This window comes from Mycobacterium sp. NTMscope_MAC_269 (assembly GCF_976985695.1).
Map to the genome: position 1 here is coordinate 1,033,786 of NZ_OZ335668.1, position 23,530 is coordinate 1,057,315.

At 70.3% G+C, this 23,530-nt stretch carries 22 protein-coding genes; 15 read left to right on the forward strand and 7 right to left on the reverse strand.

Annotated features, from left to right (window positions below; translation table 11 throughout):
- Positions 1 to 26: 26 nt before the first annotated feature.
- Positions 27 to 1,001, reverse strand: coding sequence for an alpha/beta hydrolase (locus tag ACZ50Z_RS05265; protein WP_464482586.1), 975 nt, complete (start codon positions 999 to 1,001; stop codon positions 27 to 29).
- Here ACZ50Z_RS05265 and ACZ50Z_RS05270 point away from each other — a divergent pair.
- The 3 genes from ACZ50Z_RS05270 to ACZ50Z_RS05280 all read left to right on the forward strand — a co-directional run bounded on the left by ACZ50Z_RS05270 (position 1,000) and on the right by ACZ50Z_RS05280 (position 4,487).
- Complete coding sequence (locus tag ACZ50Z_RS05270) at positions 1,000 to 1,770, forward strand: lysoplasmalogenase (protein WP_464482587.1); 771 nt, start codon at positions 1,000 to 1,002, stop codon at positions 1,768 to 1,770. The two genes, ACZ50Z_RS05265 and ACZ50Z_RS05270, sit on opposite strands and share 2 nt — an antisense overlap.
- Before the next feature lie 137 nt (positions 1,771 to 1,907).
- Positions 1,908 to 3,872 carry a primosomal protein N' gene (locus ACZ50Z_RS05275; protein ID WP_464486097.1) on the forward strand — a complete coding sequence of 655 codons (1,965 nt, stop codon included), beginning with the start codon at positions 1,908 to 1,910 and terminating at the stop codon, positions 3,870 to 3,872.
- Between the two features lie 129 nt (positions 3,873 to 4,001).
- Entirely contained in the window at positions 4,002 to 4,487 is a 486-nt protein-coding gene (locus ACZ50Z_RS05280; RefSeq protein WP_464482588.1) for a MarR family winged helix-turn-helix transcriptional regulator, read from the forward strand.
- A gap of 5 nt (positions 4,488 to 4,492) precedes the next feature.
- On the opposite strand, the gene ACZ50Z_RS05285 is transcribed toward ACZ50Z_RS05280, so the two are convergent.
- A complete protein-coding gene (locus tag ACZ50Z_RS05285; protein ID WP_464482589.1) occupies positions 4,493 to 5,320 on the reverse strand; it encodes a class I SAM-dependent methyltransferase in 828 nt (275 codons plus the stop codon).
- Positions 5,321 to 5,504: 184 nt separating this feature from the next.
- Here ACZ50Z_RS05285 and fmt point away from each other — a divergent pair, with 184 nt between their 5' ends.
- The 4 genes from fmt (at position 5,505) to ribD (ending at position 9,717) form a co-directional block, all read left to right on the forward strand.
- Complete coding sequence (gene fmt / locus ACZ50Z_RS05290; RefSeq protein WP_464482590.1) at positions 5,505 to 6,443, forward strand: methionyl-tRNA formyltransferase; 939 nt, start codon at positions 5,505 to 5,507, stop codon at positions 6,441 to 6,443.
- Positions 6,440 to 7,891 carry an RsmB/NOP family class I SAM-dependent RNA methyltransferase gene (locus ACZ50Z_RS05295; protein WP_464482591.1) on the forward strand — a complete coding sequence of 484 codons (1,452 nt, stop codon included), beginning with the start codon at positions 6,440 to 6,442 and terminating at the stop codon, positions 7,889 to 7,891. Before fmt ends, ACZ50Z_RS05295 begins: the two co-directional genes overlap by 4 nt.
- Positions 7,892 to 7,987: 96 nt before the next feature.
- Positions 7,988 to 8,695 carry a ribulose-phosphate 3-epimerase gene (rpe, locus tag ACZ50Z_RS05300; RefSeq protein ID WP_464486098.1) on the forward strand — a complete coding sequence of 236 codons (708 nt, stop codon included), beginning with the start codon at positions 7,988 to 7,990 and terminating at the stop codon, positions 8,693 to 8,695.
- Complete coding sequence (gene ribD / locus ACZ50Z_RS05305; protein ID WP_464482592.1) at positions 8,692 to 9,717, forward strand: bifunctional diaminohydroxyphosphoribosylaminopyrimidine deaminase/5-amino-6-(5-phosphoribosylamino)uracil reductase RibD; 1,026 nt, start codon at positions 8,692 to 8,694, stop codon at positions 9,715 to 9,717. Before rpe ends, ribD begins: the two co-directional genes overlap by 4 nt.
- On the opposite strand, the gene ACZ50Z_RS05310 is transcribed toward ribD, so the two are convergent.
- Complete coding sequence (locus ACZ50Z_RS05310; protein ID WP_464482593.1) at positions 9,714 to 11,267, reverse strand: MFS transporter; 1,554 nt, start codon at positions 11,265 to 11,267, stop codon at positions 9,714 to 9,716. The genes ribD and ACZ50Z_RS05310 overlap by 4 nt on opposite strands.
- Complete coding sequence (locus tag ACZ50Z_RS05315) at positions 11,264 to 11,971, reverse strand: LppX_LprAFG lipoprotein (protein ID WP_464482594.1); 708 nt, start codon at positions 11,969 to 11,971, stop codon at positions 11,264 to 11,266. Before ACZ50Z_RS05315 ends, ACZ50Z_RS05310 begins: the two co-directional genes overlap by 4 nt.
- A 118-nt stretch (positions 11,972 to 12,089) precedes the next feature.
- Here ACZ50Z_RS05315 and ACZ50Z_RS05320 point away from each other — a divergent pair, with 118 nt between their 5' ends.
- The 4 genes from ACZ50Z_RS05320 (at position 12,090) to ACZ50Z_RS05335 (ending at position 15,069) form a co-directional block, all read left to right on the forward strand.
- Positions 12,090 to 12,689: a riboflavin synthase gene (locus ACZ50Z_RS05320; protein ID WP_464482595.1), complete on the forward strand. Its 600-nt coding sequence runs from the start codon at positions 12,090 to 12,092 to the stop codon at positions 12,687 to 12,689.
- Between the two features lie 121 nt (positions 12,690 to 12,810).
- A complete protein-coding gene (locus ACZ50Z_RS05325) occupies positions 12,811 to 14,088 on the forward strand; it encodes a bifunctional 3,4-dihydroxy-2-butanone-4-phosphate synthase/GTP cyclohydrolase II (protein ID WP_464482596.1) in 1,278 nt (425 codons plus the stop codon).
- Positions 14,089 to 14,122: 34 nt separating this feature from the next.
- Positions 14,123 to 14,605, forward strand: a complete 483-nt coding sequence (ribH, locus tag ACZ50Z_RS05330) for a 6,7-dimethyl-8-ribityllumazine synthase (RefSeq protein ID WP_464482597.1) — start codon at positions 14,123 to 14,125, stop codon at positions 14,603 to 14,605.
- Entirely contained in the window at positions 14,602 to 15,069 is a 468-nt protein-coding gene (locus ACZ50Z_RS05335) for a PH domain-containing protein (RefSeq protein ID WP_464482598.1), read from the forward strand. Before ribH ends, ACZ50Z_RS05335 begins: the two co-directional genes overlap by 4 nt.
- Before the next feature lie 93 nt (positions 15,070 to 15,162).
- Here ACZ50Z_RS05335 and ACZ50Z_RS05340 read toward each other — a convergent pair whose 3' ends face one another.
- The 3 genes from ACZ50Z_RS05340 to ACZ50Z_RS05350 form a co-directional block, all read right to left on the reverse strand.
- Positions 15,163 to 15,501 (reverse strand): hemophore-related protein, encoded by a 339-nt coding sequence (locus ACZ50Z_RS05340; protein WP_064936546.1) that lies wholly within the window; start codon positions 15,499 to 15,501, stop codon positions 15,163 to 15,165.
- A 103-nt stretch (positions 15,502 to 15,604) separates the two neighbouring features.
- Positions 15,605 to 17,077, reverse strand: coding sequence for a PPE domain-containing protein (locus ACZ50Z_RS05345; RefSeq protein WP_464482599.1), 1,473 nt, complete (start codon positions 17,075 to 17,077; stop codon positions 15,605 to 15,607).
- 228 nt (positions 17,078 to 17,305) lie between these two features.
- The gene (locus ACZ50Z_RS05350; RefSeq protein ID WP_464486099.1) at positions 17,306 to 18,481 is read right to left on the reverse strand and encodes a cupin domain-containing protein; all 1,176 of its coding nucleotides are present in this window, start codon (positions 18,479 to 18,481) and stop codon (positions 17,306 to 17,308) included.
- A 113-nt stretch (positions 18,482 to 18,594) separates the two neighbouring features.
- On the opposite strand from ACZ50Z_RS05350, the gene uvrC reads away from it, so the two are divergent.
- Genes uvrC through whiA form a run of 4 tightly spaced genes read left to right on the forward strand, consistent with a single transcriptional unit; the run spans position 18,595 to position 23,505 of the window.
- A complete protein-coding gene (gene uvrC, locus ACZ50Z_RS05355; protein WP_464482600.1) occupies positions 18,595 to 20,550 on the forward strand; it encodes an excinuclease ABC subunit UvrC in 1,956 nt (651 codons plus the stop codon).
- Between the two features lie 14 nt (positions 20,551 to 20,564).
- Complete coding sequence (rapZ, locus tag ACZ50Z_RS05360) at positions 20,565 to 21,458, forward strand: RNase adapter RapZ (protein ID WP_464486100.1); 894 nt, start codon at positions 20,565 to 20,567, stop codon at positions 21,456 to 21,458.
- Positions 21,455 to 22,531 (forward strand): uridine diphosphate-N-acetylglucosamine-binding protein YvcK, encoded by a 1,077-nt coding sequence (gene yvcK, locus ACZ50Z_RS05365; RefSeq protein ID WP_464482601.1) that lies wholly within the window; start codon positions 21,455 to 21,457, stop codon positions 22,529 to 22,531. Before rapZ ends, yvcK begins: the two co-directional genes overlap by 4 nt.
- On the forward strand, positions 22,528 to 23,505 hold the full coding sequence (gene whiA, locus ACZ50Z_RS05370) for a DNA-binding protein WhiA (RefSeq protein ID WP_026071328.1): 978 nt from the start codon (positions 22,528 to 22,530) through the stop codon (positions 23,503 to 23,505). The genes yvcK and whiA overlap by 4 nt, the downstream gene beginning before the upstream one ends.
- The last annotated feature ends 25 nt before the right edge of the window (positions 23,506 to 23,530 follow it).

The window sequence follows — 23,530 nt, forward strand, 5'->3', positions numbered from 1 at the left end:
TCATGGACTCACCGTACGCCCCGGACTCAGCCCTGCAGGGCGGTTCGCAGCGCCGACAGCCCGCGCTCGAGCGCCGCGGTGGCCGCGGGCACTACGCCGGCATAGCCCAGGTAGCCGTGCACCAGCGTTTCGGCATTGTGCACCTCCGCGGGCACCCCGGCGGCCGCCAGCAGTTCGCCGTACCGGATGCCGTCGTCGCGCAGCGGGTCATAGCCGGCGACGCCGATGTAGGCCGGCGGCACGTTGCTCAGGTTTTTGGCCCGGCCCGGCGCCATGTCCGACGGCGGGTCGGACAGGTCGACTTCGCCCGCGTACCAACGAGAGAACTCGGCGACGGCCTTGACGTCCAGAATCGGCGCGGTGGCGTTTTCGGCGAAGGACGGCAGCGTGGCGTCCCACATGGTCGACGGGTACCACAACAGCTGGAATTTCAAGGCCGGGCCGCCATGGTCGCGTGCCCGTTGCGCCACCGCGGCGGCGATGGTGCCGCCCGCCGAATCCCCGGCGACGGCCATCCGGCCGGAGTCGCCGTGCAGGTCCGCGGCGTGCTCGGCAACCCAAAGCGTTGCGGCCCACGCGTCTTCGACGGCGCCGGGGTAGGGGTGCTCGGGGGCCAGGCGGTAATCGACCGACACCACGATCGCGTCCGCGCCGACCGCATGCTGGCGGGCCGCGCCGTCGTGGGTGTCCAGGTCGCCGATAACGAAGCCGCCGCCGTGGAAAAACAGTACGACGGGCGCCGGGGGGACCCCGGTATGGCCATCGGAATGGCTTGGTGGCCAATAGATCCGGATCGCGACCGAACCCGCCGGGCCCGCGATCGTGCGGTCCTCGACCCGTAGCTCGGGATGCAACGGCCTGCGCGGCAGGTCGCGGAAGCGCTGCCGCGCCGCGTCGATTCCGTCCTCGGTGGATAGCCGGAAGGGAACCGCATCCAGTACCTTCTGCAGGATGGGGTCGATCGCGGGTTTCTCGTCGGCTGTGTTATCCAAGCTGGGCATGGACGTACCGTACGCACCTCGTCTGGTGGCCGGTGCCTGGGTGGTGGCCGGCTGGGTGGCCCTCGGCTACGGCATTTACCTGACCGTGCTGGCGCTGCGCTCCCCGCCGGGAACGGAGCTGACCGGGCACTGGGTGCTACAGCCGGCGTTCAAGGCCTCGATGGCGTTCCTGCTGATGCTGGCCGCGGCGGGCCACGCCGAGGTCCGCGAGCGGCGCTGGCTGATGCCGGCGCTGCTGTTGTCGGCCGTCGGCGACTGGGTGCTCGCGGTTCCGTGGTGGACGCTGTCCTTCGAGGTCGGTCTGGCGGCATTCCTGTTGGCGCACTTGTGTTTTATCGCCGCCCTGCTGCCGTTGGTTCCGCCGTTGTCGTGGTCGTCGGACGCCGAGCGGCCCTCGGCGCCGCGCGTCGCCGCGGTGGTCCTGATGTGCCTGGTGTCGATCGCGCTGCTGGTGTGGTTCTGGCCGCACCTGGGCCCGGACAAGCTGACGCTGCCGGTGACGGTCTACATCGTGGTGCTGACCGCCATGGTGTGCACGGCGCTGCTGGCGAAGCTGCCGACGATCTGGACGGCTGTCGGGGCGGTGTGTTTCGCGGCGTCGGACTCGATGATCGCCATCAGCCGTTTCATCCTGGGCAACGAGGCGCTCGCCGTGCCGATCTGGTGGTCATACGCGGCGGCCCAGATCCTGATCACGGCGGGATTCTTCTTCGGCCGCGAGCTTTCAGGGCCGGAAACCGGGGACGCCCCGGCTCCCACCGAAGGCTGATTTGTCGCATGTGCCCGGTACGCTGCGGGCCGAACGGTAAAGACATTGGATAGCACCATGATTCGCGGCCCGAGGGCGTCGTGAGCCCCAGCGCGCGCACGCCGGTCGAGGTGGAACCCATCGCTCGCGTGCTGCCGATGCTGTCGGTGCCGCACCTGGACCGCGAGTTCGACTATCTGGTGTCGGCCGAGCAGTCCGACGACGCCCAGCCCGGGGTGCGCGTTCGGGTGCGCTTCCATGGCCGGCTGGTCGACGGGTTCGTGTTGGAGCGCCGCAATGACACCGACCACCCGGGCAAGCTGGGCTGGCTCGATCGCGTCGTGTCGGCCGAACCGGTGCTCACCCCGGAAATCCGCAGGCTGGTCGACGCGGTGGCCGCGCGCTACGCGGGCACCCGACCCGACGTGTTGCGGCTGGCCGTGCCCGCCCGCCACGCCAGGGTGGAGCGGGAGCCCGTCGTGGGGCGGGAGCCGGGCGCGGCGATCCCGGCGCCCGTCGACCCGTCGGGCTGGGACGGCTACGGGCGGGGCGCCCAATTCCTGGCCGCCCTCGCAGAATCGCGTGCCGCCCGGGCGGTGTGGCAGGCGCTGCCCGGCGAGCCGTGGACCGATCGATTCGCCGAGGCGGCCGCGCAAACGGTGCGGGCCGGCCGCGCCGCGCTGGCGATCGTTCCCGACCAGCGCGACCTGGACGCCCTGTGGCGGGCCGCGACGACACGGATCGACGAGCGCAGCGTCGTGGCCCTGTCGGCCGGCCTGGGGCCGGCGGCCCGGTACCGCCGCTGGCTGGCGGCGCTGCGCGGCACCGCGCGGCTGGTGATCGGCACCCGCAGCGCGGTGTTCGCGCCGCTGAGCGATCTGGGTCTGGTCATGGTGTGGTCCGACGCCGACGACAGCCTGGCCGAGCCGCGTGCGCCGTATCCGCACGCCCGCGAGGTGGCGATGCTGCGCGCGCACCAGGCCCGGTGCGCGGCGCTGATCGGCGGCTACGCGCGCACCGCGGAGTCCCACGCGCTGGTGCGCAGCGGATGGGCGCACGACATCGTCGCGGCGCGGCCCGTGGTCCGTGCCCGCACCCCGCGGGTGAGCGCGCTCGACGACAGCGGCTACGCCGACGAGCGGGATCCGGCGGCGCGCACGGCACGCATTCCCTCGATCGCACTGCGCGCGGCCCGCTCGGCGCTGCAGGGCGGGGCGCCGGTGCTGGTGCAGGTCCCGCGGCGCGGGTACGTCCCGTCGCTCGCGTGCGCGCGCTGCCGCACGATCGCCCGCTGCCGGCACTGCACGGGGCCGCTCTCTCTCGCCGAGCCGTCGCAGGAGGGGGGCGCGGCGCTGCTCTGCCGCTGGTGCGGGCGACTCGACCCGACGCGGCGGTGCGCGCGCTGCGGGTCGGATGCAGTACGCGCCGTCGTCGTCGGGGCCCGGCGCACCGCCGAAGAGCTCGGCCGCGCGTTTCCGGGCATCGCGGTGTTCACCTCGTCGGGCGACGGTGTCGTGCCCGAGGTCGCGCCCGGGCCCGCCCTGGTGGTCGCCACCCCGGGCGCCGAACCGCACGCGTCCGGCGGCTACGGGGCGGCGCTGCTGTTGGACACGTGGGCGCTGCTGGGCCGGCAGGATCTGCGGGCCTCCGAGGACGCGCTATGGCGCTGGATGAGCGCCGCCGCGCTGGTGCGTGCCCGCGGCGACGGCGGCGTGGTGCTGGTGGTCGCCGAATCCTCGCTTCCCACAGTGCAATCCCTGATCCGCTGGGACCCGGTGGGGCACGCGGAGTCGGAACTGACCGCCCGCGCCGAAGTGGGCCTGCCGCCCAGCGTGCACATGGCGGCCATCGACGGGACGCCTGACGCGGTGAGCGCGCTGCTCGACGAGGTCCGGCTGGCCGACCTCGATGCCGACCTGCTCGGGCCGGTGGACCTGCCGGCCGGCGTGCGCCGCCCCGCGGGCAGCCCGCCCGGCGTCGCGGTGACGAGGATGCTGGTGCGCGTGCCCCGGCGGCAGGGCCTGGCGCTGGCGGCCGCGCTGCGCCGCGGCGTCGGTGTGCTCAGCGCCCGGCAAACCCATGAGCCCGCCCGGGTCCAGGTCGATCCGCTGCACATCGGCTAAACCTTCACAAACAGTTACCCTGGGCGACAGTATGTGCATGCAATATTCTCTGTTTACGACATTCGAAGGTTGCTACACTTTCTATTCCTTAGCCGCCGAGAGGCCGGAAGCCATCCGGGGAGGGGCGATATGACAGCGGACAACGCGACTGTTGACGAGTCATTGGATGTCATCACCGATGCTTTGCTGACGGCCTCCCGTTTGCTGATGGCGATCTCGGCCCGCTCCGTCGGGCAGGTCGACGAGACCATCACCATCGCGCAGTTCCGGACGCTGGTGATCCTGTCCAACCGCGGCCCCGTGAACCTGGCCACCCTGGCGGGCCTGCTGGGCGTGCAGCCGTCGGCCACCGGCCGGATGGTGGACCGGTTGGTCGCCGCCGGACTGATCGACCGCCTGCCGCACCCGACCTCGCGCCGCGAGCTGCTCGCGGCGCTGACCACGCGCGGCCGCGACGTCGTCCACCAGGTCACCGCGCACCGGCGCACCGAGATCGCGGCCATCGTCGCGAAGATGCCCCCGCCCGAGCGCCACGGGCTGGTGCGCGCGCTGACGGCCTTCACCGCGGCCGGTGGCGAGCCCGACGTGCACCTGGATGCCGACATCGAGCTGTAAGTTGGCTAGTCGCTGCCCTTTTGGGCAGTGACCAGTAGGTACTCCCAGCCCATGGTGCCGTCGACCAGGTGTTGCTGCGCGAGCTCGACGAGTTGGGCGTCGAGCTCGGCGGCCAGCACCCGATTGTGGCCGATGTTCGCGTAGGCCTCGATCGTCGGGCCGTAGTGGCGTTTGAAGTAGGCATGCACCGCCTCGGCGCTGCCGAACCGGTTCACCGCCAACATGCCACGCGCCGTGGCGATTTCGCCGATACCCTCGCCCAGCAGCGCGGTGACATAGCCCGGCCGTCCCCACAGCGCCGCCGGGGGCACGGGATGCGACAGGCTCGGCCGGTAGGGCCGGATGGTGGCCAGCATCCGGCCGAAGAAGCCCTCCGGGGTCCAGCTGATCACGCCGATCGTGCCGCCCGGCCGGCACACCCGGACCAGCTCGCTGGCGGCGCGTTGCTGGTCGGGCGCGAACTGCACGCCGATCGCGGACATGACGACGTCGAATTCGCCGTCGCCGAAGGGCAGCGCGTGCGCATTGGCTTCGCGGTAGTCGATCGTCAGGCCCTGCGCCGCGGCCCGGTCCCGCGAGCGCAGGAGCAGCTCGGGGGTGAGATCGGTGGAGACGACGGCGGCGCCGGCCGCGGCGGCCGGCAGCGAGATGTTGCCCGAGCCGGCGGCGACGTCGAGGACGCGTAGGCCGGGCCCGATGCCGGTGGCCTCGACAAGGGCGGGGCCGAGCGGGGCCATCACTTCCTCGGCCATCAGGGCGTAGTCGCCCAGTGCCCAAACCGTGCGATGCGTGGCGGCGACGCTGGCGTCTCTGATGGTGGAGTCGACGGTCATCAGACCTCCTTGGGGGAAGGGAAAGGTTGTCTCTCGACGTCGATGTCGACACGGAACGGCGGCGCGGTTCACGCCACCAAATAATGACTGCCAGAAACAGTAGCTATAAGCAATAGTGTACGCACGCACATCCGGCCGTGTCGGGCGGGTCCGGCCGCCGTCCGGCGCTTTCTAGACTGGGCCGGTGCGCCTCGTCTTCGCCGGTACTCCCGAACCCGCGCTGCCCGCATTGCGCCTGCTCATCGACTCGCCACGCCACGAGGTGATCGCGGTGCTGACCCGGCCCGACGCCGCCGCCGGGCGGCGCGGCAAGCCGGAGCCGTCGCCGGTTGCCCGTGAGGCGCTCGACCGCGGCATTGCGGTGCTGCGGCCGTCGCGGCCCAACTCCCCGGAATTCGTCGCGGAGTTGGCGCGGCTGGAGCCGGACTGCTGCGCGGTCGTGGCGTACGGCGCGCTGCTGCGCGACGACCTGCTGGCGGTGCCCCCGCGGGGCTGGATCAATTTGCATTTCTCGCTGCTGCCCGCCTGGCGCGGCGCCGCGCCGGTCCAAGCTGCCATCGCCGCGGGGGACGCCATCACCGGGGCCTCGACGTTTCAGATCGAGCCGAGCCTGGACTCGGGCCCGATCTACGGGGTGGTGACGGAGACGATCCGTCCCGCCGATACCGCCGGGGAACTGCTTGAGCGACTGGCTATTTCGGGCGCGGCACTGTTGTCGACCACGCTGGACGGCATCGCGGACTCGACATTGACACCGCGACCGCAACCCGCCGAGGGGGTCAGCGTCGCGCCCAAGATCACCGTCGAGCAGGCCCGCGTGCGCTGGGACTTGCCGGCACTCGTGGTGGAACGCCGCATCCGCGCCGTCACGCCGAGCCCCGGCGCCTGGACGGTGATCGGCGACCTGCGCGTCAAGCTCGGGCCGGTCGACGCCGGCGAGGCATCCGGGTCCCCGGGACCGTTGCCGCCCGGCGCTATTCACGTCGACCGCAAAAGTGTGTGGGTCGGCACCGGTTCCGATCCGGTTCGCCTCGGCCAAATCCAGCCGCCCGGAAAGAAATTCATGAACGCAGTCGACTGGGCGCGCGGTGCGCGGCTCGACCCCGCGGTTCGGGCGACATGAGTACCGGCCGTGACGGACGGCAGCGCAACCGGAAGGACCGCACGCCGCCGCGCCCGCAGCAACGCGACCGCCGGCCGTCGCAGCGGGATCGCCGGCCCGCCCGTCGGCCCCTGGATCCGGCCCGGGCGGCCGCGTTCGAGGTGCTGCGCGCCGTCAGCGAACGCGACGCCTACGCGAACCTGGCCCTGCCCGCGCTGCTGCGCGAACGCGGAATCACCGGCCGCGACGCCGCATTCGCCACCGAGCTGACCTACGGCGCCTGCCGCAGCCGCGGCCTGCTCGACGCGGTCATCGGCGCGGCCGCCGGGCGTGCCCCGGAAGCCATCGATCCCGTCCTGCTCGACCTGCTGCGCCTCGGCACGTACCAGCTGCTGCGCACCCGGGTCGACGCGCACGCCGCGGTGTCCACCACCGTCGAACAGGCGGGCATCGAATTCGATTCGGCGCGAGCGGGTTTCGTCAACGGGGTGCTGCGCACCATCTCAGGGCGTGACGAGCGGTCCTGGGTCGAGGAGCTGGCCCCGGACCCGGCGCGGGACCCGATCGGACACGCCGCGTTCGTGCACGCCCATCCCCGGTGGATCGCCCAGGCCTTCGCCGACGCGCTGGGCGGGGCCGCGGGCGAGCTCGACGCGGTGCTCGCCAGCGATGACGAGCGGCCTCAGGTGCATCTGGCCGCCCGCGCCGGAGCGCTGACCGCCGCCGAACTGGCGGACGCGGTGGGCGGCACCGTCGGGCGCTATTCGCCGTACGCGGTGTACCTGCCGGGCGGCGACCCCGGACGCCTCGCTCCGGTGCGCGACGGTGTCGCGCTCGTTCAGGACGAGGGCAGCCAGCTGGTGGCCCGCGCGCTGACGCTGGCGCCGGTCGACGGCGACGCCGGACGCTGGCTGGATCTGTGTGCCGGGCCGGGTGGGAAGACGGCGCTGCTGGCGTCGCTGGGCGCCGGGTCGGGGGCCCGGGTCACCGCGGTGGAGCCGGCCCCGCGTCGCGCCGACCTGGTGGCCGAGAACACCCGCGGCCTGCCGGTCGACGTGCTGCGGGTCGACGGCCGGCACACCGACCTCGAGCCGGCGTTCGACCGGGTGCTCGTCGACGCGCCCTGCACCGGGCTGGGCGCGCTGCGCCGCCGCCCCGAGGCGCGGTGGCGCCGTCAACCGGCCGACGTGCCGGCGCTGACCAAGCTGCAGCGCGAGTTGCTGGGCGCGGCGATCGCTTTGACCCGCCCCGGCGGCGTGGTGCTCTACGCCACCTGTTCGCCGCACCTGGCCGAAACCGTCGGGGTGGTCGCCGACGCGCTGCGCCGCTATCCGGTGAGCGCGCTGGACACCCGGCCGCTGTTCGAGCCGGTCGCGGAGGTCGGGGACGGGCCCCACGTGCAGTTGTGGCCGCACCGGCACGGCACCGATGCGATGTTCGCCGCCGCGCTGCGCCGCGAAGCGGGGTAGCGCCGCGGCGACAAGAACGGACCCGGCCGCCGCCGCGCTGCGCCGCGAAGCGGGGTAGCGCCGCCAGATGTGAACCGAGCCGCGCGGCTCAGTAGTCTGGCGCTCATGCCTGGCAACACGGAATCATCGAAGGGACCCCTGATCGCGCCGTCGATCCTTTCCGCTGACTTCTCCCGGCTCGCCGACGAAGCCGCCGCCGTGACCGGCGCCGACTGGCTGCACGTCGACGTGATGGACAACCACTTCGTGCCGAACCTGACCCTCGGGCTGCCGGTGGTGGAGAGCCTGCTGGCGGCCACCGCCATCCCGATGGACTGCCACCTGATGATCGAGGATCCAGACCGGTGGGCGCCGCCCTACGCCGAGGCGGGGGCCTACAACGTCACCTTCCACGCCGAGGCCACCGACAACCCGATCGCGGTCGCACGCGATATCCGCGCCGCCGGCGCCAAAGCGGGGATCAGCGTGAAGCCGGGCACGCCGCTCGAGCCGTACCTGGAAATCCTGCCGCAGTTCGACACCCTGCTCATCATGTCGGTGGAGCCCGGTTTCGGCGGGCAGAGCTTCATCCCCGACGTCCTGAGCAAGGTGCGCACCGCCCGCAAGCTCATCGAGGCGGGGGAGCTGACGATCCTGGTCGAGATCGACGGCGGAATCAACGAGGACACCATCGAGCAGGCCGCCGAGGCGGGCGTCGACTGCTTCGTCGCCGGGTCGGCCGTGTATGGCGCCGCCGACCCGGAGGGTGCGATCGACGCGTTGCGGCGGCAGGCCGCCGCCGCGTCCCCCCATCTGCGTCGATGACCGTTTCGCCGGGTGAGGGCCTTGACGCCGCGATGCGCTTGGCGATCGAGCAGTCCCATCTCGTCAAGGGAACGACGTATCCGAATCCCCCGGTGGGCGCGGTCATCCTGGACGCCGGCGGCGAAGTGGTCGGCGTGGGCGGCACCGAACCGGCCGGCGGCGATCATGCCGAGATCCTGGCGCTGCGGCGCGCCGGCGAGCTGGCCGCGGGGGGGACCGCCGTGGTCACGCTCGAGCCGTGCAACCACTACGGCAGGACCCCGCCGTGCGTGAACGCGCTGCTGGACGCGAAGGTGGGCACGGTGGTCTACGCGGTTGCCGACCCGAACCCGGAGGCCGCCGGGGGCGCGGCCCGGCTCGAGGAGGCGGGCGTCGCGGTGCGCTCGGGCGTGCTGGCCGATGAGGTCGCCGGCGGGCCGCTGCGGGAGTGGCTGCACAAGCAGCGGACCGGGCTGCCGCATCTGACGTGGAAGTACGCCAGCAGCGTCGATGGCCGCAGCGCGGCCGCCGACGGCTCCAGCCAGTGGATTTCCAGCGAGGCCTCCCGGCTGGACCTGCACCGCCGCCGCGCGGCGTGCGACGCGATCGTGGTGGGCACCGGCACGGTGCTGGCCGACGATCCGGCGCTGACCGCCCGATTGCCCGACGGCTCGCTGGCCGAGCGGCAGCCGCTGCGGGTGGTCGTGGGGATGCGTGAAATACCTTCAGAGGCAAAGGTTCTCAACGACGATTCGCGAACCATGCTGATCCGCACGCACGACCCCACGGAGGTGCTCAAGGCGGTTGCGGACCGCACCGACGTGCTGTTGGAAGGCGGGCCGACCCTGGCGGGCGCGTTCCTGCGGGCCGGCGCGGTGGACCGAATCCTGGCCTACGTCGCGCCGACCCTGTTGGGGGGGCCGGTCACCGCGGTCGACGACGTCGGGGTGCCGACGATCGCGCGGGCGCTGCGCTGGCAGTTCGACGGGATCGATCGGGTGGGGCCCGACGTGATACTCAGCCTGGTGCCGCGCAGCGGCTAGCGCTCGCTCAGCGAAACTTCTTGCGGCTCGGGGATTTCCGGTTCCTCGGCGTGTTCCTTGCGGCCGCCGATCAGCAGGCCGAGCAGCGCGCCCACGATACAGATGCCGACGGTGGCGGCGAAGATGTCGCCATACATCTGGGCGAACGCCTTGAGGTACATCGTTGCCTGGATGGCGACCCGCTCCAGCAGGCTGGCGTCAGCCGGGATCGCGGCCGTCATGCCCGCCACGATCTGGTTGAACCGGTACAGGCCCCACGCGCTGAGCGCGGCCACACCGATCAGCATGCCCGTATTCCGGGCCACCACCACGGCCGCCGAGGCGATGCCGTGCTGGGCCGACGGGACAACCCGCAGCGCCGCCGAGCTCAGCGGCCCGATCACCAGGCCGAGGCCGAAACCCGCCACCAGCAGGTCGGCATGCAAGATGGGCACGTCGAACCCGAGAAGGTGGTGCTTTTGGCTCATCACGTCCTGGCGCCAGTAGTGGATCAGCCAGTAGCCGTAGGCCGCGATCAGCAGCCCGATAAAGGTCATCGCGCGATCACCGATCCGCGTGGCGATCCAACCGCCCAGCACCGCCCCGATCGGCAGCGCGATCAGGAACCACGCCAGCAGCCCGGCGGCCTGCGCCTGGTCCATCTGCAGCACGCCCTGACCGAACAGCTCGACATTGACCAGCGTCACCATCAGCGCCGCACCCGCGAACAGCGAGGTGCCCAGCGCGGCAAGGAAGGGCCGGAAGCGCACGCCGGTCGGTTCGATCAGCCGGGTGCGCGCGAAACGCTCCCAGAGCAGGAATAGGACCCCGACCACGACCGCGCCGATCACCAGCGGCAACCCGTAACTGGGCAGGATCTGCTTGCCGTCGGGCTGCGGGTTGTACAGGCCGATCACCGCGAGACCCAGCGCGACCGCGAGCAGCACACCGCCGACCAGGTCGACCTTTTCGGGCTCGTCGGCCCGCTCGTGCGGCGGCAGGCCGAACTGGATCATCGCCATCGCGATGAGGGTCAGCGGGACGTTGATCCAGAACACGTAGCGCCAGTCGTGGAACAAGAAGACGATGAAGATGCCGTACAGCGGGCCCAGCACCATGCCGAGCTCCTGGGCGGCGCCGATGCCGCCGAGCACCCCGGCGCGGTTGCGCTGGGCCCATAGATCGGCGCCCAGCGCCAGGGTGACCGGCAGCAGCGCGCCGCTGGCCACACCCTGGATGGTGCGGCCGGCGATCAGCAGGTGGAAATCACCCCAGTGACCGGCCAGCGCGGTGACCACCGAGCCGACGATGAACAAGGCCAGGCTGAGCTGCAGCACCAGCTTGCGGCCGAACCGGTCGGACGCCCGCCCCAGCAGCGGCATGGCGGCGATGTAGCCCAGCAGGTACATCGTGATGATCCAGGTGATCCGCTGCAGCTGGTTAATCGGGATGTGAACGTCGGTCATGATGTCGCGCATGATCCCGACGACGACATAGGCGTCCAGGGCGCCCAGGAGTACCGCGAGACTGCCGGCGCTGATCGTGACGCGGCGTCCGGTTTGTGAACTCACGAGCTCACCGGGGGCTTGGTGACCTGAACCTGCTCGCCCCACTTCGACAGGCTGATCTCGGCGGAATTGCCCTCGCTCTTCTGCAGGTTGGCCCGGACCAGCTGGTGGTCGCCGGTCTCCTGGATCCACACCGTGCTCGGCACCCGCTGGGTCGCGTTGAACTGCGGCACGATCTTGTTCACCGCGTCTGCCGAGACATTCCCGCTGACCTTGATGGTGCTCTGCCCGTCGATGGTTTCGCGGCCCTCGGCCTTGGCGTCGCTGAAGTTCGCCAGCGCGTTGCCCAGCCCGCTGTCCGGGTTCAGCAGCACCGATACGTCGTAGATGTCGGACGCCTTGCCGAAGTCACTCCACTTGTTCGGGGTCAGCGTGGCGTACAGGGTTCCGTCGAGGACCACGAAGTTGGCGTCGATGTCGGAGCCGCCCAGGGTGATGGTGGCGTTGCCCGACGCGGCGGTGGCCGGCGCCGTGGTGAGGTCACCTTGCAGCGTCTTGATGGGGAGCCCCTGGATCTTGCCCTGGATGCTCAGCGCGATGTGCGCGCTCTTCACCTTCTTGGTGGCGTCGGCCGACTGCTTGACCAAGGTCGTGGCGTCGGGGAGCGGTGCGCCGCTCTGCTTTGAGCCCGACGAGCAGCCGGCGATCAAAGCGGTGGCGAGGGTCAGGGATGCGATGACGGCCGATAGACGGCGGCGGGTCTGCATACTCTGCATCGTAGAGGGTGCCGGTGACTGCCCTGGTGAACGCGGGGCCCCGGTGTCGCCCGCGCGGCGGTGTTTGCCCTGCTCATCCGCGTCGGGATGGGCCAATTAGCCTTGAGTGATGTTTACCGGAATTGTCGAGGAACTCGGGGAGGTGACGGGCCGCGACGTCCTTTCCGACGCGGCTCGGCTGACGATCCGCGGAGCCGTCGTGACCGCCGACGCGGGCCACGGCGACTCGATCGCCGTCAATGGCGTGTGCCTGACCGTCGCCGAGCTGCTGCCCGGGGGCCATTTCACCGCCGACGTGATGGGCGAAACGCTGAACCGGTCCAATCTCGGCGAACTGCAGGTCGGCAGCCGGGTGAACCTCGAGCGCGCCGCGGCCGTCAACAGCCGGCTGGGCGGGCACATCGTGCAGGGACACGTCGACGGGACCGGGCAGATCGTGGCGCGTACGCCGTCCGAGCACTGGGAGGTCGTCCGCATCGAGATCCCCGCGGAGGTCGCCCGCTACGTCGTCGAGAAGGGGTCGATCACCGTCGACGGGATCTCGTTGACCGTGTCCGGGCTCGGCAGTGACCAGCAAGACTGGTTCGAGGTCTCGCTGATTCCCACCACCCGCGAACTGACAACCCTGGGCCAGGCGCCGGTGGGGACGCAGGTGAACCTCGAAGTGGACGTGATCGCGAAATACGTCGAGCGGTTGATGTCCCGCTGATCAAGCCGTCGCAATAACCGCGCCGTCGGCGTGGTTCATACTGAATGCAACACGTGGGCTTCTCGTGTGAGCCGTTTTGACAGTGTTCCCGCCGGAAAGCGGGGACGGCGAGGTAGCAGAGATGACGAGGTTGGACTCCGTCGAGAGGGCGGTTGCCGACATTGCGGCAGGCAAGGCCGTCATCGTCATTGACGACGAGGACCGCGAGAACGAGGGCGATCTGATCTTCGCCGCCGAGAAAGCGACGCCGGAGATGGTGGCGTTCATGGTGCGCTACACCTCGGGATACCTGTGCGTGCCGTTGGACGGGGCGATCTGCGACCGCCTGGGGCTGTTGCCGATGTACGCGGTGAACCAGGACAAGCACGGCACCGCCTACACCGTCACGGTGGATGCGAAAGATGGTGTGGGCACCGGGATTTCGGCTTCGGACCGTGCGACCACGATGCGGTTGCTGGCCAACCCCACCAGCGTGGCCGACGATTTCACCCGCCCCGGTCACGTGGTTCCGTTGCGCGCCAAGGACGGTGGCGTGCTGCGCCGCCCGGGTCACACCGAGGCCGCTGTCGACCTGGCCCGGATGGCCGGCCTGCAGCCCGCGGGCGCCATCTGCGAGATCGTCAGCCAAAAAGACGAAGGCTCGATGGCGCAGACCGATGAGTTGCGGGTGTTCGCCGACGAACACGACCTTGCCATGATCACCATCGCCGACCTGATCGAGTGGCGGCGCAAGCACGAGAAGCACATTGCCCGCATCGCCGAGGCCCGGATCCCGACCCGGCACGGGGAGTTTCGTGCCATCGGCTACGCCAGCATCTACGAGGAGGTCGAACACGTCGCGCTGGTGCGTGGCGAGATCGCCGGGCCGAATTCCGACGGCGACGACGTGCTGGTGCGGGTGCACTCCGAGTGCCTGACCGGTGACGTCTTCGGTTCGCGCCGCTGCGACTGCGGGCCCCAGCTGGACGCCGCCATGGCGATGGTCGCCCGCGAGGGGCGCGGCATCGTGCTCTACATGCGCGGCCACGAGGGCCGCGGCATCGGCCTGATGCACAAACTGCAGGCCTATCAGCTGCAGGACGCCGGTGAAGACACCGTCGACGCCAATCTCAAGCTTGGATTGCCCGCCGACGCAAGGGATTACGGGATCGGCGCGCAGATCCTGGTCGACCTCGGCGTGCGCTCGATGCGGCTGCTGACCAACAACCCGGCCAAGCGCGTCGGCCTGGACGGGTACGGCCTGCACATCATCGAGCGGGTGCCGCTTCCGGTGCGCGCCAACGCCGAGAACATCCGGTACCTGATGACCAAGCGGGACAAGATGGGTCACGATTTGGCCGGGCTGGACGACTTTCACGAATCCGTCCATTTGCCAGGTGAATTCGGCGGTGCTTTGTGAGCCCCGGGCCCGCTAGTGGGGGAGAGCGGCGCCGATGAGTGGTGGCGCCGGCGTGCCGGAAGTGCCGGCGCTTGACGCCTCTGGTGTGCGGCTCGGCATCGTGGCCAGCACCTGGCACAGCGAGATCTGCGACGCGCTGCTGGCCGGTGCGCGCAAAGTGGCCGCCGAGTCGGGCGTCGAGGACCTCACGGTGGTCCGCGTGCTCGGCGCCATCGAAATCCCGGTGGTGGCCCAGGAGCTCGCTCGCAACCACGACGCCGTCGTCGCGCTGGGCGTGGTGATCCGCGGGCAGACACCACATTTCGAGTACGTCTGCGACGCGGTGACCCAGGGCCTGACCCGGGTTTCGCTGGACGCCTCGACACCGGTGGCCAACGGCGTGCTGACCACCGACAACGAGGAGCAGGCGCTGGATCGCGCTGGGCTTCCGGCGTCCGACGAGGACAAGGGCGCCCAGGCGGCCGGGGCGGCGCTGTCCGCCGCGCTCACGCTGCGCGAGTTGCGCGCCCGGTCGTGACGTCTCGGGACCGCGAAAGCTGGGATGCGGTGCTGCGTCCTCACCGCACGCCGTTATTCGCCTATGGGGCGGCGGTGCTCATCGCCGGCGCGCACATCGTGGTGGGGCTGTTGCTCAAGGTGAAATCCACCGGCGTGGTCTTTCAGACCTCTGACCAGGTGGCGATCGCGGTGCTGGGCCTGGTCATCGCCGGCATCGTGCTGTTGTTCGCCCGCCCCCGGCTGCGAGTCGGGCCGTCGGGCGTATCGGTACGAAATCTTCTGGGAGACAAGCTGATCGAGTGGCGCGATGTCGTCGACGTCTCGTTTCCGGTGGGCCACCGGTGGGCGCGCATCGACCTGCCCGACGACGAGTACATCCCGGTGATGGCCATCCAGGCCGTCGACAAGGGCCGCGCGGTGGACGCGATGGACACGGTGCGCGCGCTGCTGGCGCGCTATCGGCCGGACCTGCCGAGCACCTGAGCGCCGAACAGGTCGGCGGGCGCGCTGCTTATCCGCAGCGGCCCGCCGCCTGACGACCTAACGCTTGAGTCGGAATACGCCTATCGGAGGCACTCAGTAGCGAGTGCAGTCCGTCATCATCTGCTGGAAAATCGGCAGGGCCTGCTGGGCCCCTTGGTTGTGCTCGATCGCGTGCAGCAGATTCACGCGCTGATCGGGCGACGAAGCCAGGTACTGCTGCAAAAACTGCTGGTTCGGCGGCGACTGGTCGAGGTACTGAGCGGCCATCGGGTTCTCCGCGTGCACCGCCCGCATCGCCTGGTCATAGCTACAGGTCGTGTTGATCATCGGACCGTAATCGGGACTGGCGGATGCGACCCCGGCCCCAGCGGTCGACGCCAAAGCCAGGCCGCCCACGGTGACGGCCAGTTTGGCCAACGAGCGCTTCATCATTTACGGACTCCCTCCATTGCTGTGCCCCCACTCTAACGTTGAGTTAGAAGCTTGGTAGCCAGAACGGAGGCCGCCCAAACCGCCGGCAACGCGTGCGGCGCGCTCAGGGGGCGTCCGTCGGCCCCGAGTCCGGCTCCCCGGTTTCGGGGCCCCAGCTGCTCGGTAGCAGCGGCATTCGGGGTCCGTCGCCCAATGGATCGCCGCCGATTGTGGTCAATCCCACCGGGGCGGCTTCCGCCGCGTGGACGGTGCCGGCGAACCCTAGAGGCCCCGCGCCCTGGCCCGAGGCCGTCGCCTGGGTTTTGCCGGCGGCATCCGCGCCCGGGTCCGCGTCGAGGTATTCGTAGCGGTGCCCGGGGTCGATCACGCCCGGACGCTGCCGGCGCCGGCGGCGGGCCTGGTCCCGCTGGGCCGGGAGGGCGGCCGCGGCCGCGGCGGCGGGCTCGGCCGATCTCTGCTCGACCCGTGCGGCCGCCCGGACGTCCGCGCCGGCCCCGAGGCCCGGCGGGCCGACGACGTACGGGGGGCTGAAGCCCGGCACGGCGGTCGCGGGTGCCGCCACGGGCGCCGCGACGGATGCCGGGGCCGCCGCCGGTGCGGGCGCGGGCGCCGGGGCCGGTGCCGGGGCCGCCGTGGGTGCGCTCAGCCCGGGCGCCATCGCGACCGGCGCTCCCGTGTGGGACGGTGCCGGCGCGGCCGCCACCCCCGGCAGCGCCGGCGCGGGCTGCGCGACGCCGGCCAGCCCGGCCAGCCCCGCCAGGCCGGCCGCCCCCGCGACGGGCAGGAACGGGGCGATCAGCCCGACCGAGAGCTGCGTCAATTGCGGCGCCTGGGGAATGAAGGTGTAAAGCGACTCGCCCGCCCAGTGCGGAACCTTGAGGAGTAGCGGGTCAGTCAGCAGGCTGTGAATGGCCGTAGACGGGTTGGACCCAGGCTGGTTCAGATCCGTGGTGAGTTCTTGGGCGACCATCTGCACGCGATCTACCCACCAGCTCAGCTGATTTGCCCCGCCGCCCGCATCTTGGTTGGGGGGGTCGGTCAGCTGGATCGGCGGGGGTGGCGCGGTGGGCGGGACCCACGTCATCGCTGTCTGGGACACCGCTTCATACATCGCCATCGCGGTGGCCGCCTGCAGCCACATCTGCAAATACTCGAACTCGTTTTGCGCGATAGGAATCGTATTGACGCCAAGGAAGTTCGTCGCTATCAGAGAGGCGTTCAGGGCTTTGTTGGCTGCTATCTCTGCCAGCGTCGGCATGGCCGCCAACGCGGCCTGGTAGGCCGCGATCACGGTGTCGTGCTCGAGGGCCGCCGCCGTGGCGTTGGCGCTGTTCTGCAAAAGCCAGGCCAGGTACGGCACGTGCGCGGCCACAAAGGCCTCTGCGGTGGGGCCCTGCCACGTCCCGGCCTGCACCTCGGCCAGTAAGTCACTGAGTTCGGTAGCCGCCGTGTCGTATTCGGCGCTCAAGTTCAGCCACGCCGTCTCCGAGTTCAACAACGAGGCGGGCCCCGGGCCGGTGGAGAGCGCCGCCGAATTCACTTCCGGCGGAAAGGCCGCCCAGATCGGCATCGTCATCGTTGGCCACCCTCGTCGTTGCGAAGCTGCGATCTCGGTCCAAGGCTCCGGCGCCGGTATCGCGTGGTACTCGGGTCAACTGACGTGTCCATGGGCTGCGACGGGTCAGCTGGGCGGTACGGGCGGCCGCGGTGCGGACAGCCGTCCGCATGTCGTGAAGCTTATCCCTAGAGGAACCGCAAATACGGATAAGATTCGCGGCTTTCACCGGAAATACGAAGCTAATTGTCAGTCATTGGACAGCCGGGCGAGGAAGCCGTTCAGCAGGAGCGTCTGAACCAGTCCCGTCTGCTGCGGGGCGCTCAACCCGGGCAGTTCGCCGACCCGGAATGGCTCGGTGCTCGAGGCGAGGAACCGCATCGCGGCGTCGTGGTCGAGCCCGGCGGCCACGGACAACTGAGCGAAGTGCAGCACAACGCGATCGGCGGCGCAGGTCACGCGCGCGTAGAGCGGCTGGTGCTTGCGCACCAGCGTGTGGGCGTCGATGCCGGCGGTGTCGCTGACCCGTCCGACCGGTGGACACCGGCCGCGCCGGGCTAAGACGTCCTCCAATGCGCCGAGGCCGTCCGCGGCGACGTCGGGCCCTTCGAGGGTTCGCAGGGTGTCGCGCACCAGGCCACCCAGCCCACCGCGGACGTCCGCGTCGTCCAGGTGCCGCGCCGGCAGGCGGGTGTGCAGGCCGGGGTCCCGCAGGCTCAGCGCGTAGAGCGCGTGCATGACGAGCGTGAGCACGGTCGGCGCGTGCAGACCGATCGTCAAGTGGATCGATGACTCCGAGCGCGTTTCGGCCGAATGCACTTGTCCGCGCGGCAGATACAGCACGTCGCCGGCGCGCAGCCGCACGTCGGCCGCTACCGAGAGCCCGTCCGTCCCGACCCCTTTGCGGCTCTGGATCTCGTGTGGCGGCACGGGGGCGCCGGTGGACACATGCCACGTCTTGGATCCCTGGATCTGCAGGACCAGCACGTCGTGCGGGTCGTAGTGGGGGACAAAGCCCGTGGAGTCCGGAGGCGTGACGTAGGCGTTGACCCGGGTCGGGAAATTCAGCTCGACTTCGAGGGAATGCGACAGCGTCGCCACGGTGCGCAAATATCGCTCGAGACCGTTCAGCACGATGGTGTACCCGTCGGCCAGGCCGTCGCGGGCGCGGGCCGGGTCGAGACTACCGTCGCCGCGGCGGTAGCTTGCCGGATCCTTGTCCTGGCCGCCCTTCACCAGCCGCACGGCGGACGGTTCCGGTCGCATCTGCTCGAGGAGTTCGTCCACGGTCGAGGGCAGCAGGCGTTCGAAGTAGCCGGGCTCGCCCCGCTGGATGTGGTGGTGCCGGGTAGCCCAGATCTCGTCGAGGAACACCTCGACCGGCACCGGCTGCAGCAACCAGGCGAGCGAGGACTCGGCGGCCAACTTTCCTCCCAACCCTCCCGGCCTCCCCGGAGGTTCGTGGGCACCACAGTAGACCGGCGCCCGCACCCGCCTGCCATTCTCGGCACGTCGTGCCCGGCTACTAGCCTGGATCTGTGCCAGATCCCGCCACGTACCGCCCCGCGCCCGGGTCCATCCCGGTCGAGCCGGGCGTCTACCGATTCCGGGATCCGCACGGCCGCGTCATCTACGTCGGCAAGGCCAAGAGTCTGCGCAGCCGGCTCACGTCCTACTTCGCCGACATCTCCGGACTGCATCCGCGAACGCGGCAGATGGTCACCACCGCGGCCAAGGTCGAGTGGACGGTGGTCAACACCGAAGTCGAGGCGCTGCAGCTCGAATACAACTGGATCAAGGAATTCGACCCGCGGTTCAACGTCCGCTACCGCGACGACAAGTCCTATCCGGTGCTGGCGGTCACCCTCAACGAGGAATTCCCGCGACTGATGGTCTATCGCGGTCCGCGCCGCAAAGGCGTCCGCTATTTCGGCCCGTACTCGCACGCCTGGGCCATCCGGGAAACGCTGGACTTGCTCACCCGGGTGTTCCCGGCGCGTACCTGTTCGGCGGGCGTGTTCAAGCGGCACAAGCAGATTGACCGTCCTTGCCTGCTCGGCTACATCGACAAATGCTCGGCGCCGTGTGTCGGCAGGGTCAGTGCCGAACAGCATCGCCAGATCGTGGACGATTTCTGCGACTTCCTGTCGGGCAAGACCGATCGGTTCGCCCGCGAGCTGGAACAGCAGATGAACGCCGCGTCCGAGCGGCTCGATTTCGAGCGGGCCGCGCGGCTGCGCGACGACCTCGGCGCGCTGAAGAGGGCGATGGAAAAACAGGCCGTCGTGCTCGGCGACGGCACGGACGCCGACGTGGTGGCCTTCGCCGACGACGATCTCGAGGCCGCGGTGCAGGTGTTCCACGTGCGCGGTGGCCGGGTCCGCGGTCAGCGCGGCTGGATCGTCGAAAAGTCTGCCGACCCGGGCGATTCCGGCGAAGAGCAGTTGGTCGAGCAGTTTTTGACGCAGTTCTACGGCGATCAGGCCGAATTAGGCGGCGCCGCAGACGAATCGGTGAACCCGGTGCCGCGCGAGGTGCTGGTGCCCTGCCTGCCGTCCAACAGCGACGAGCTGACGAGCTGGTTGTCCGGCCTGCGCGGGTCCCGGGTGGCACTGCGGGTGCCGCGCCGCGGCGACAAGCGCGCGCTGGCCGAAACCGTGCAGCGCAACGCGAAAGAGGCGCTGCAGCAACACAAGCTGAAGCGGGCCGGTGACTTCAACGCCAGATCCGCCGCGCTGCAGAACATTCAGGAAGCCCTTGGGCTGTCCGAGGCGCCGCTGCGCATCGAATGCGTGGACATCAGCCACGTGCAGGGGACCGACGTGGTGGGCTCGCTGGTGGTGTTCGAGGACGGTCTGCCGCGCAAATCGGACTACCGGCACTTCAGCATCCGGGAGGCCGCCGGACAGGGACGCTCCGACGACGTCGCCTCCATCGCCGAGGTGACCCGCCGCCGCTTCGCGCGGCACCTGAGCGAACAGAATGACCCGAATATGCTTTCGCCGGAAGGGAAGTCCCGCCGCTTCGCCTATCCGCCGAACCTGTACGTCGTCGACGGCGGCGCGCCACAGGTGAACGCGGCCAGCGCGGTCCTCGAAGGCCTCGGCATCACCGATGTGGCGGTGATCGGGCTGGCCAAACGGCTGGAAGAGGTGTGGGTGCCGTCGGAACCCGACCCCGTCATCATGCCGCGCAACAGCGAGGGGCTTTACCTGCTGCAACGTGTCCGCGACGAGGCCCACCGGTTCGCGATCGCCTACCATCGCAGCAAGCGATCCAAGCGAATGACGGCATCGGCGCTGGATTCGGTGCCAGGATTGGGAGAACATCGCCGTAAGGCATTGGTAAGCCATTTCGGATCGATAGCCCGCCTCAAGGAGGCCACCGTCGACCAGATCACCGCCGTCCCCGGCATCGGCGTCGCCACCGCCACCGCCGTCCTCGAGGCGCTGCGACCCGAGCAGGCCCCCGATGAGTCCAGGGCCGCGCATTGACGGGCCCGGGTGAGTTGGCGGGCAACCACTCGGTGGACGCCTCGGCCGGCATCGACGTCGTTCTGGTGACGGGATTGTCCGGGGCCGGGCGGGGTACCGCGGCCAAGGTGCTCGAGGACCTCGGCTGGTATGTGGCCGACAACCTGCCCCCGCAACTGATCACCCGGATGGTCGATCTCGGCATGGACGCGGGGTCGCGGATCACCCAGCTGGCGGTGGTGATGGACGTGCGCTCGCGGGGCTTCACCGGGGATCTGGACTCGGTGCGCACCGAACTGGCGACCCGAAACATCGCCCCGCGGGTGGTGTTCATGGAAGCATCCGACGACATGTTGGTGCGCCGCTACGAGCAGAATCGGCGCAGCCATCCGCTGCAGGGCGATCAGACGCTGGCCGAGGGCATCGCCGCCGAGCGCCGGATGCTGGCGTCGGTTCGCGCCACCGCCGACCTGATCATCGACACGTCGACGCTGTCGGTGCGGGGCCTGCGCGAGACCATCGAGCGGGCGTTCGGCGGCGACACCGGCGCGACCACCAGCGTCACGGTCGAGTCGTTCGGCTTCAAGTACGGCCTGCCGATGGATGCCGACATGGTGATGGACGTGCGATTCCTGCCGAACCCGCACTGGGTCGACGAATTGCGCCCCCGCACCGGGCAGGATCCCGCGGTGCGGGATTACGTCTTGAGCCAGCCCGGCGCGGCCGAGTTTCTCGAGGCCTACCATCGACTGCTATCTCTGGTCGTGGACGGCTACCGCAGGGAGGGCAAGCGCTATATGACGGTCGCCATCGGCTGCACGGGGGGAAAGCATCGCAGTGTCGCGATCGCCGAGCAATTGATGCAGTTGCTGAACGCCGATCACCAGCTGTCGGTGCGGGTGCTGCACCGGGATCTGGGTCGCGAATGAGCGAGCCGTTCAACCGGGGCATCGTCGCGCTGGGCGGCGGACACGGCCTGTACGCGACGTTGTCGGCGGCCCGCCGGCTCACCCCGTACGTCACCGCGGTGGTGACCGTCGCCGACGACGGCGGATCCTCGGGCCGGCTGCGTAGCGAACTCGGCGTGGTGCCGCCCGGTGATCTGCGAATGGCGTTGGCGGCCTTGGCATCTGACAGCCCCCACGGGCGGCTGTGGGCGACCATCCTGCAGCATCGGTTCGGCGGCAGCGGCGCGTTGGCCGGGCATCCGATCGGCAACTTGATGTTGGCCGGCCTGTCCGAGGTGCTGGCCGACCCGGTGGCCGCCCTCGACGAGCTCGGCCGCATCCTGGGCGTCAAGGGCAGGGTGTTGCCGATGTGCCCGATCGCGCTGCAGATCGAGGCCGACGTGTCCGGTCTGGAAGGCGACCCGCGGATGTTCCGGGTAATCCGCGGCCAGGTGGCGATCGCGACCACCCCGGGCAAGGTGCGCCGGGTCCGGCTGCTGCCCGATCACCCCCCGGCCACACGGCAGGCCGTCGACGCCATCATGGCGGCCGACCTGGTGGTGCTGGGTCCCGGCTCGTGGTTCACCAGCGTGATCCCGCACGTGTTGGTGCCGGAGCTGGCGGCGGCGCTGCGGGCGACGACCGCGCGGCGCGCCCTGGTGCTGAACCTGGTGGCCGAGCCGGGGGAGACGGCCGGCTTCTCCGTCGAGCGTCATCTGCACGTGCTGGCCCAGCACGCACCGGAATTCAGCGTGCACGACATCATCATCGACGCCGACCGGGTGCCGAGTGAGCGCGAACGCGAGCAACTGCGCCGCACCGCCACCCTGCTGCATGCCGAGGTCCACTTCGCCGACGTGGCCCGACCTGGTACACCTTTACATGATCCAGGCAAGCTCGCGGCGGCCCTGGACGGGGTCCGGGCGGCCCGCAAGGCTCCGGAAGCGGCTCCCGTCACGGCCACCGCGGATATTCGGGTCGACGGTGCAAGCCCACCACCAGGTGGGGACGGGCCGGCCGGCAGCGGACCAAGGGGTGACGACTCGTGGCGATGACGACCGAAGTCAAGGACGAACTGAGCCGCCTGGTCGTGAAATCGGTCAGCGCACGCCGGGCGGAGGTCACGTCCCTGCTGCGGTTCGCCGGCGGGCTGCACATCGTCGGCGGTCGCGTCGTGGTCGAGGCTGAGGTCGATCTCGGCAACGTCGCGCGGCGGCTGCGCAAGGACATTTTCGAACTCTACGGCTACACCGCAGTCGTGCATGTGTTGTCCGCCAGCGGGATTCGCAAGAGCACCCGATATGTGTTGCGGGTGGCCAATGACGGTGAGGCGCTGGCCCGCCAGACCGGGCTGCTCGACAACCGCGGCCGCCCGGTACGCGGGCTGCCGGCGCAGGTGGTGGGCGGCAGCGTCGGCGACGCCGAAGCCGCGTGGCGGGGAGCCTTCCTGGCGCACGGGTCGCTGACCGAGCCGGGACGGTCCTCGGCGCTGGAGGTCAGCTGCCCCGGCCCGGAGGCGGCGCTGGCGCTGGTGGGCGCGGCGCGCCGGTTGGGGGTCAGCGCGAAGGCCCGCGAGGTGCGCGGCGCCGACCGGGTGGTGGTGCGCGACGGCGAGGCGATCGGCGCGTTGCTGACCCGGATGGGCGCCCAGGACACCCGGCTGGTGTGGGAGGAGCGCCGGATGCGCCGCGAGGTGCGCGCGACTGCCAACCGGCTCGCCAATTTCGACGACGCCAACCTGCGCCGCTCGGCGCGGGCGGCGGTCGCGGCGGCCGCCCGGGTGGAGCGGGCGCTGGAGATCCTCGGCGACACCGTCCCCGACCATCTGGCCTCGGCCGGCAAGCTGCGCGTCGAGCACCGGCAGGCGTCGCTGGAGGAGCTCGGTAGGCTCGCCGATCCGCCGATGACGAAAGACGCTGTGGCCGGCCGTATTCGGCGGTTGCTGTCGATGGCCGACCGCAAGGCGAAGATCGAGGGCATTCCCGACACCGAGTCGGCGGTGACGCCGGATTTGCTGGAAGACGCCTGACGAACCAGCGAATTTGCTGGGCACA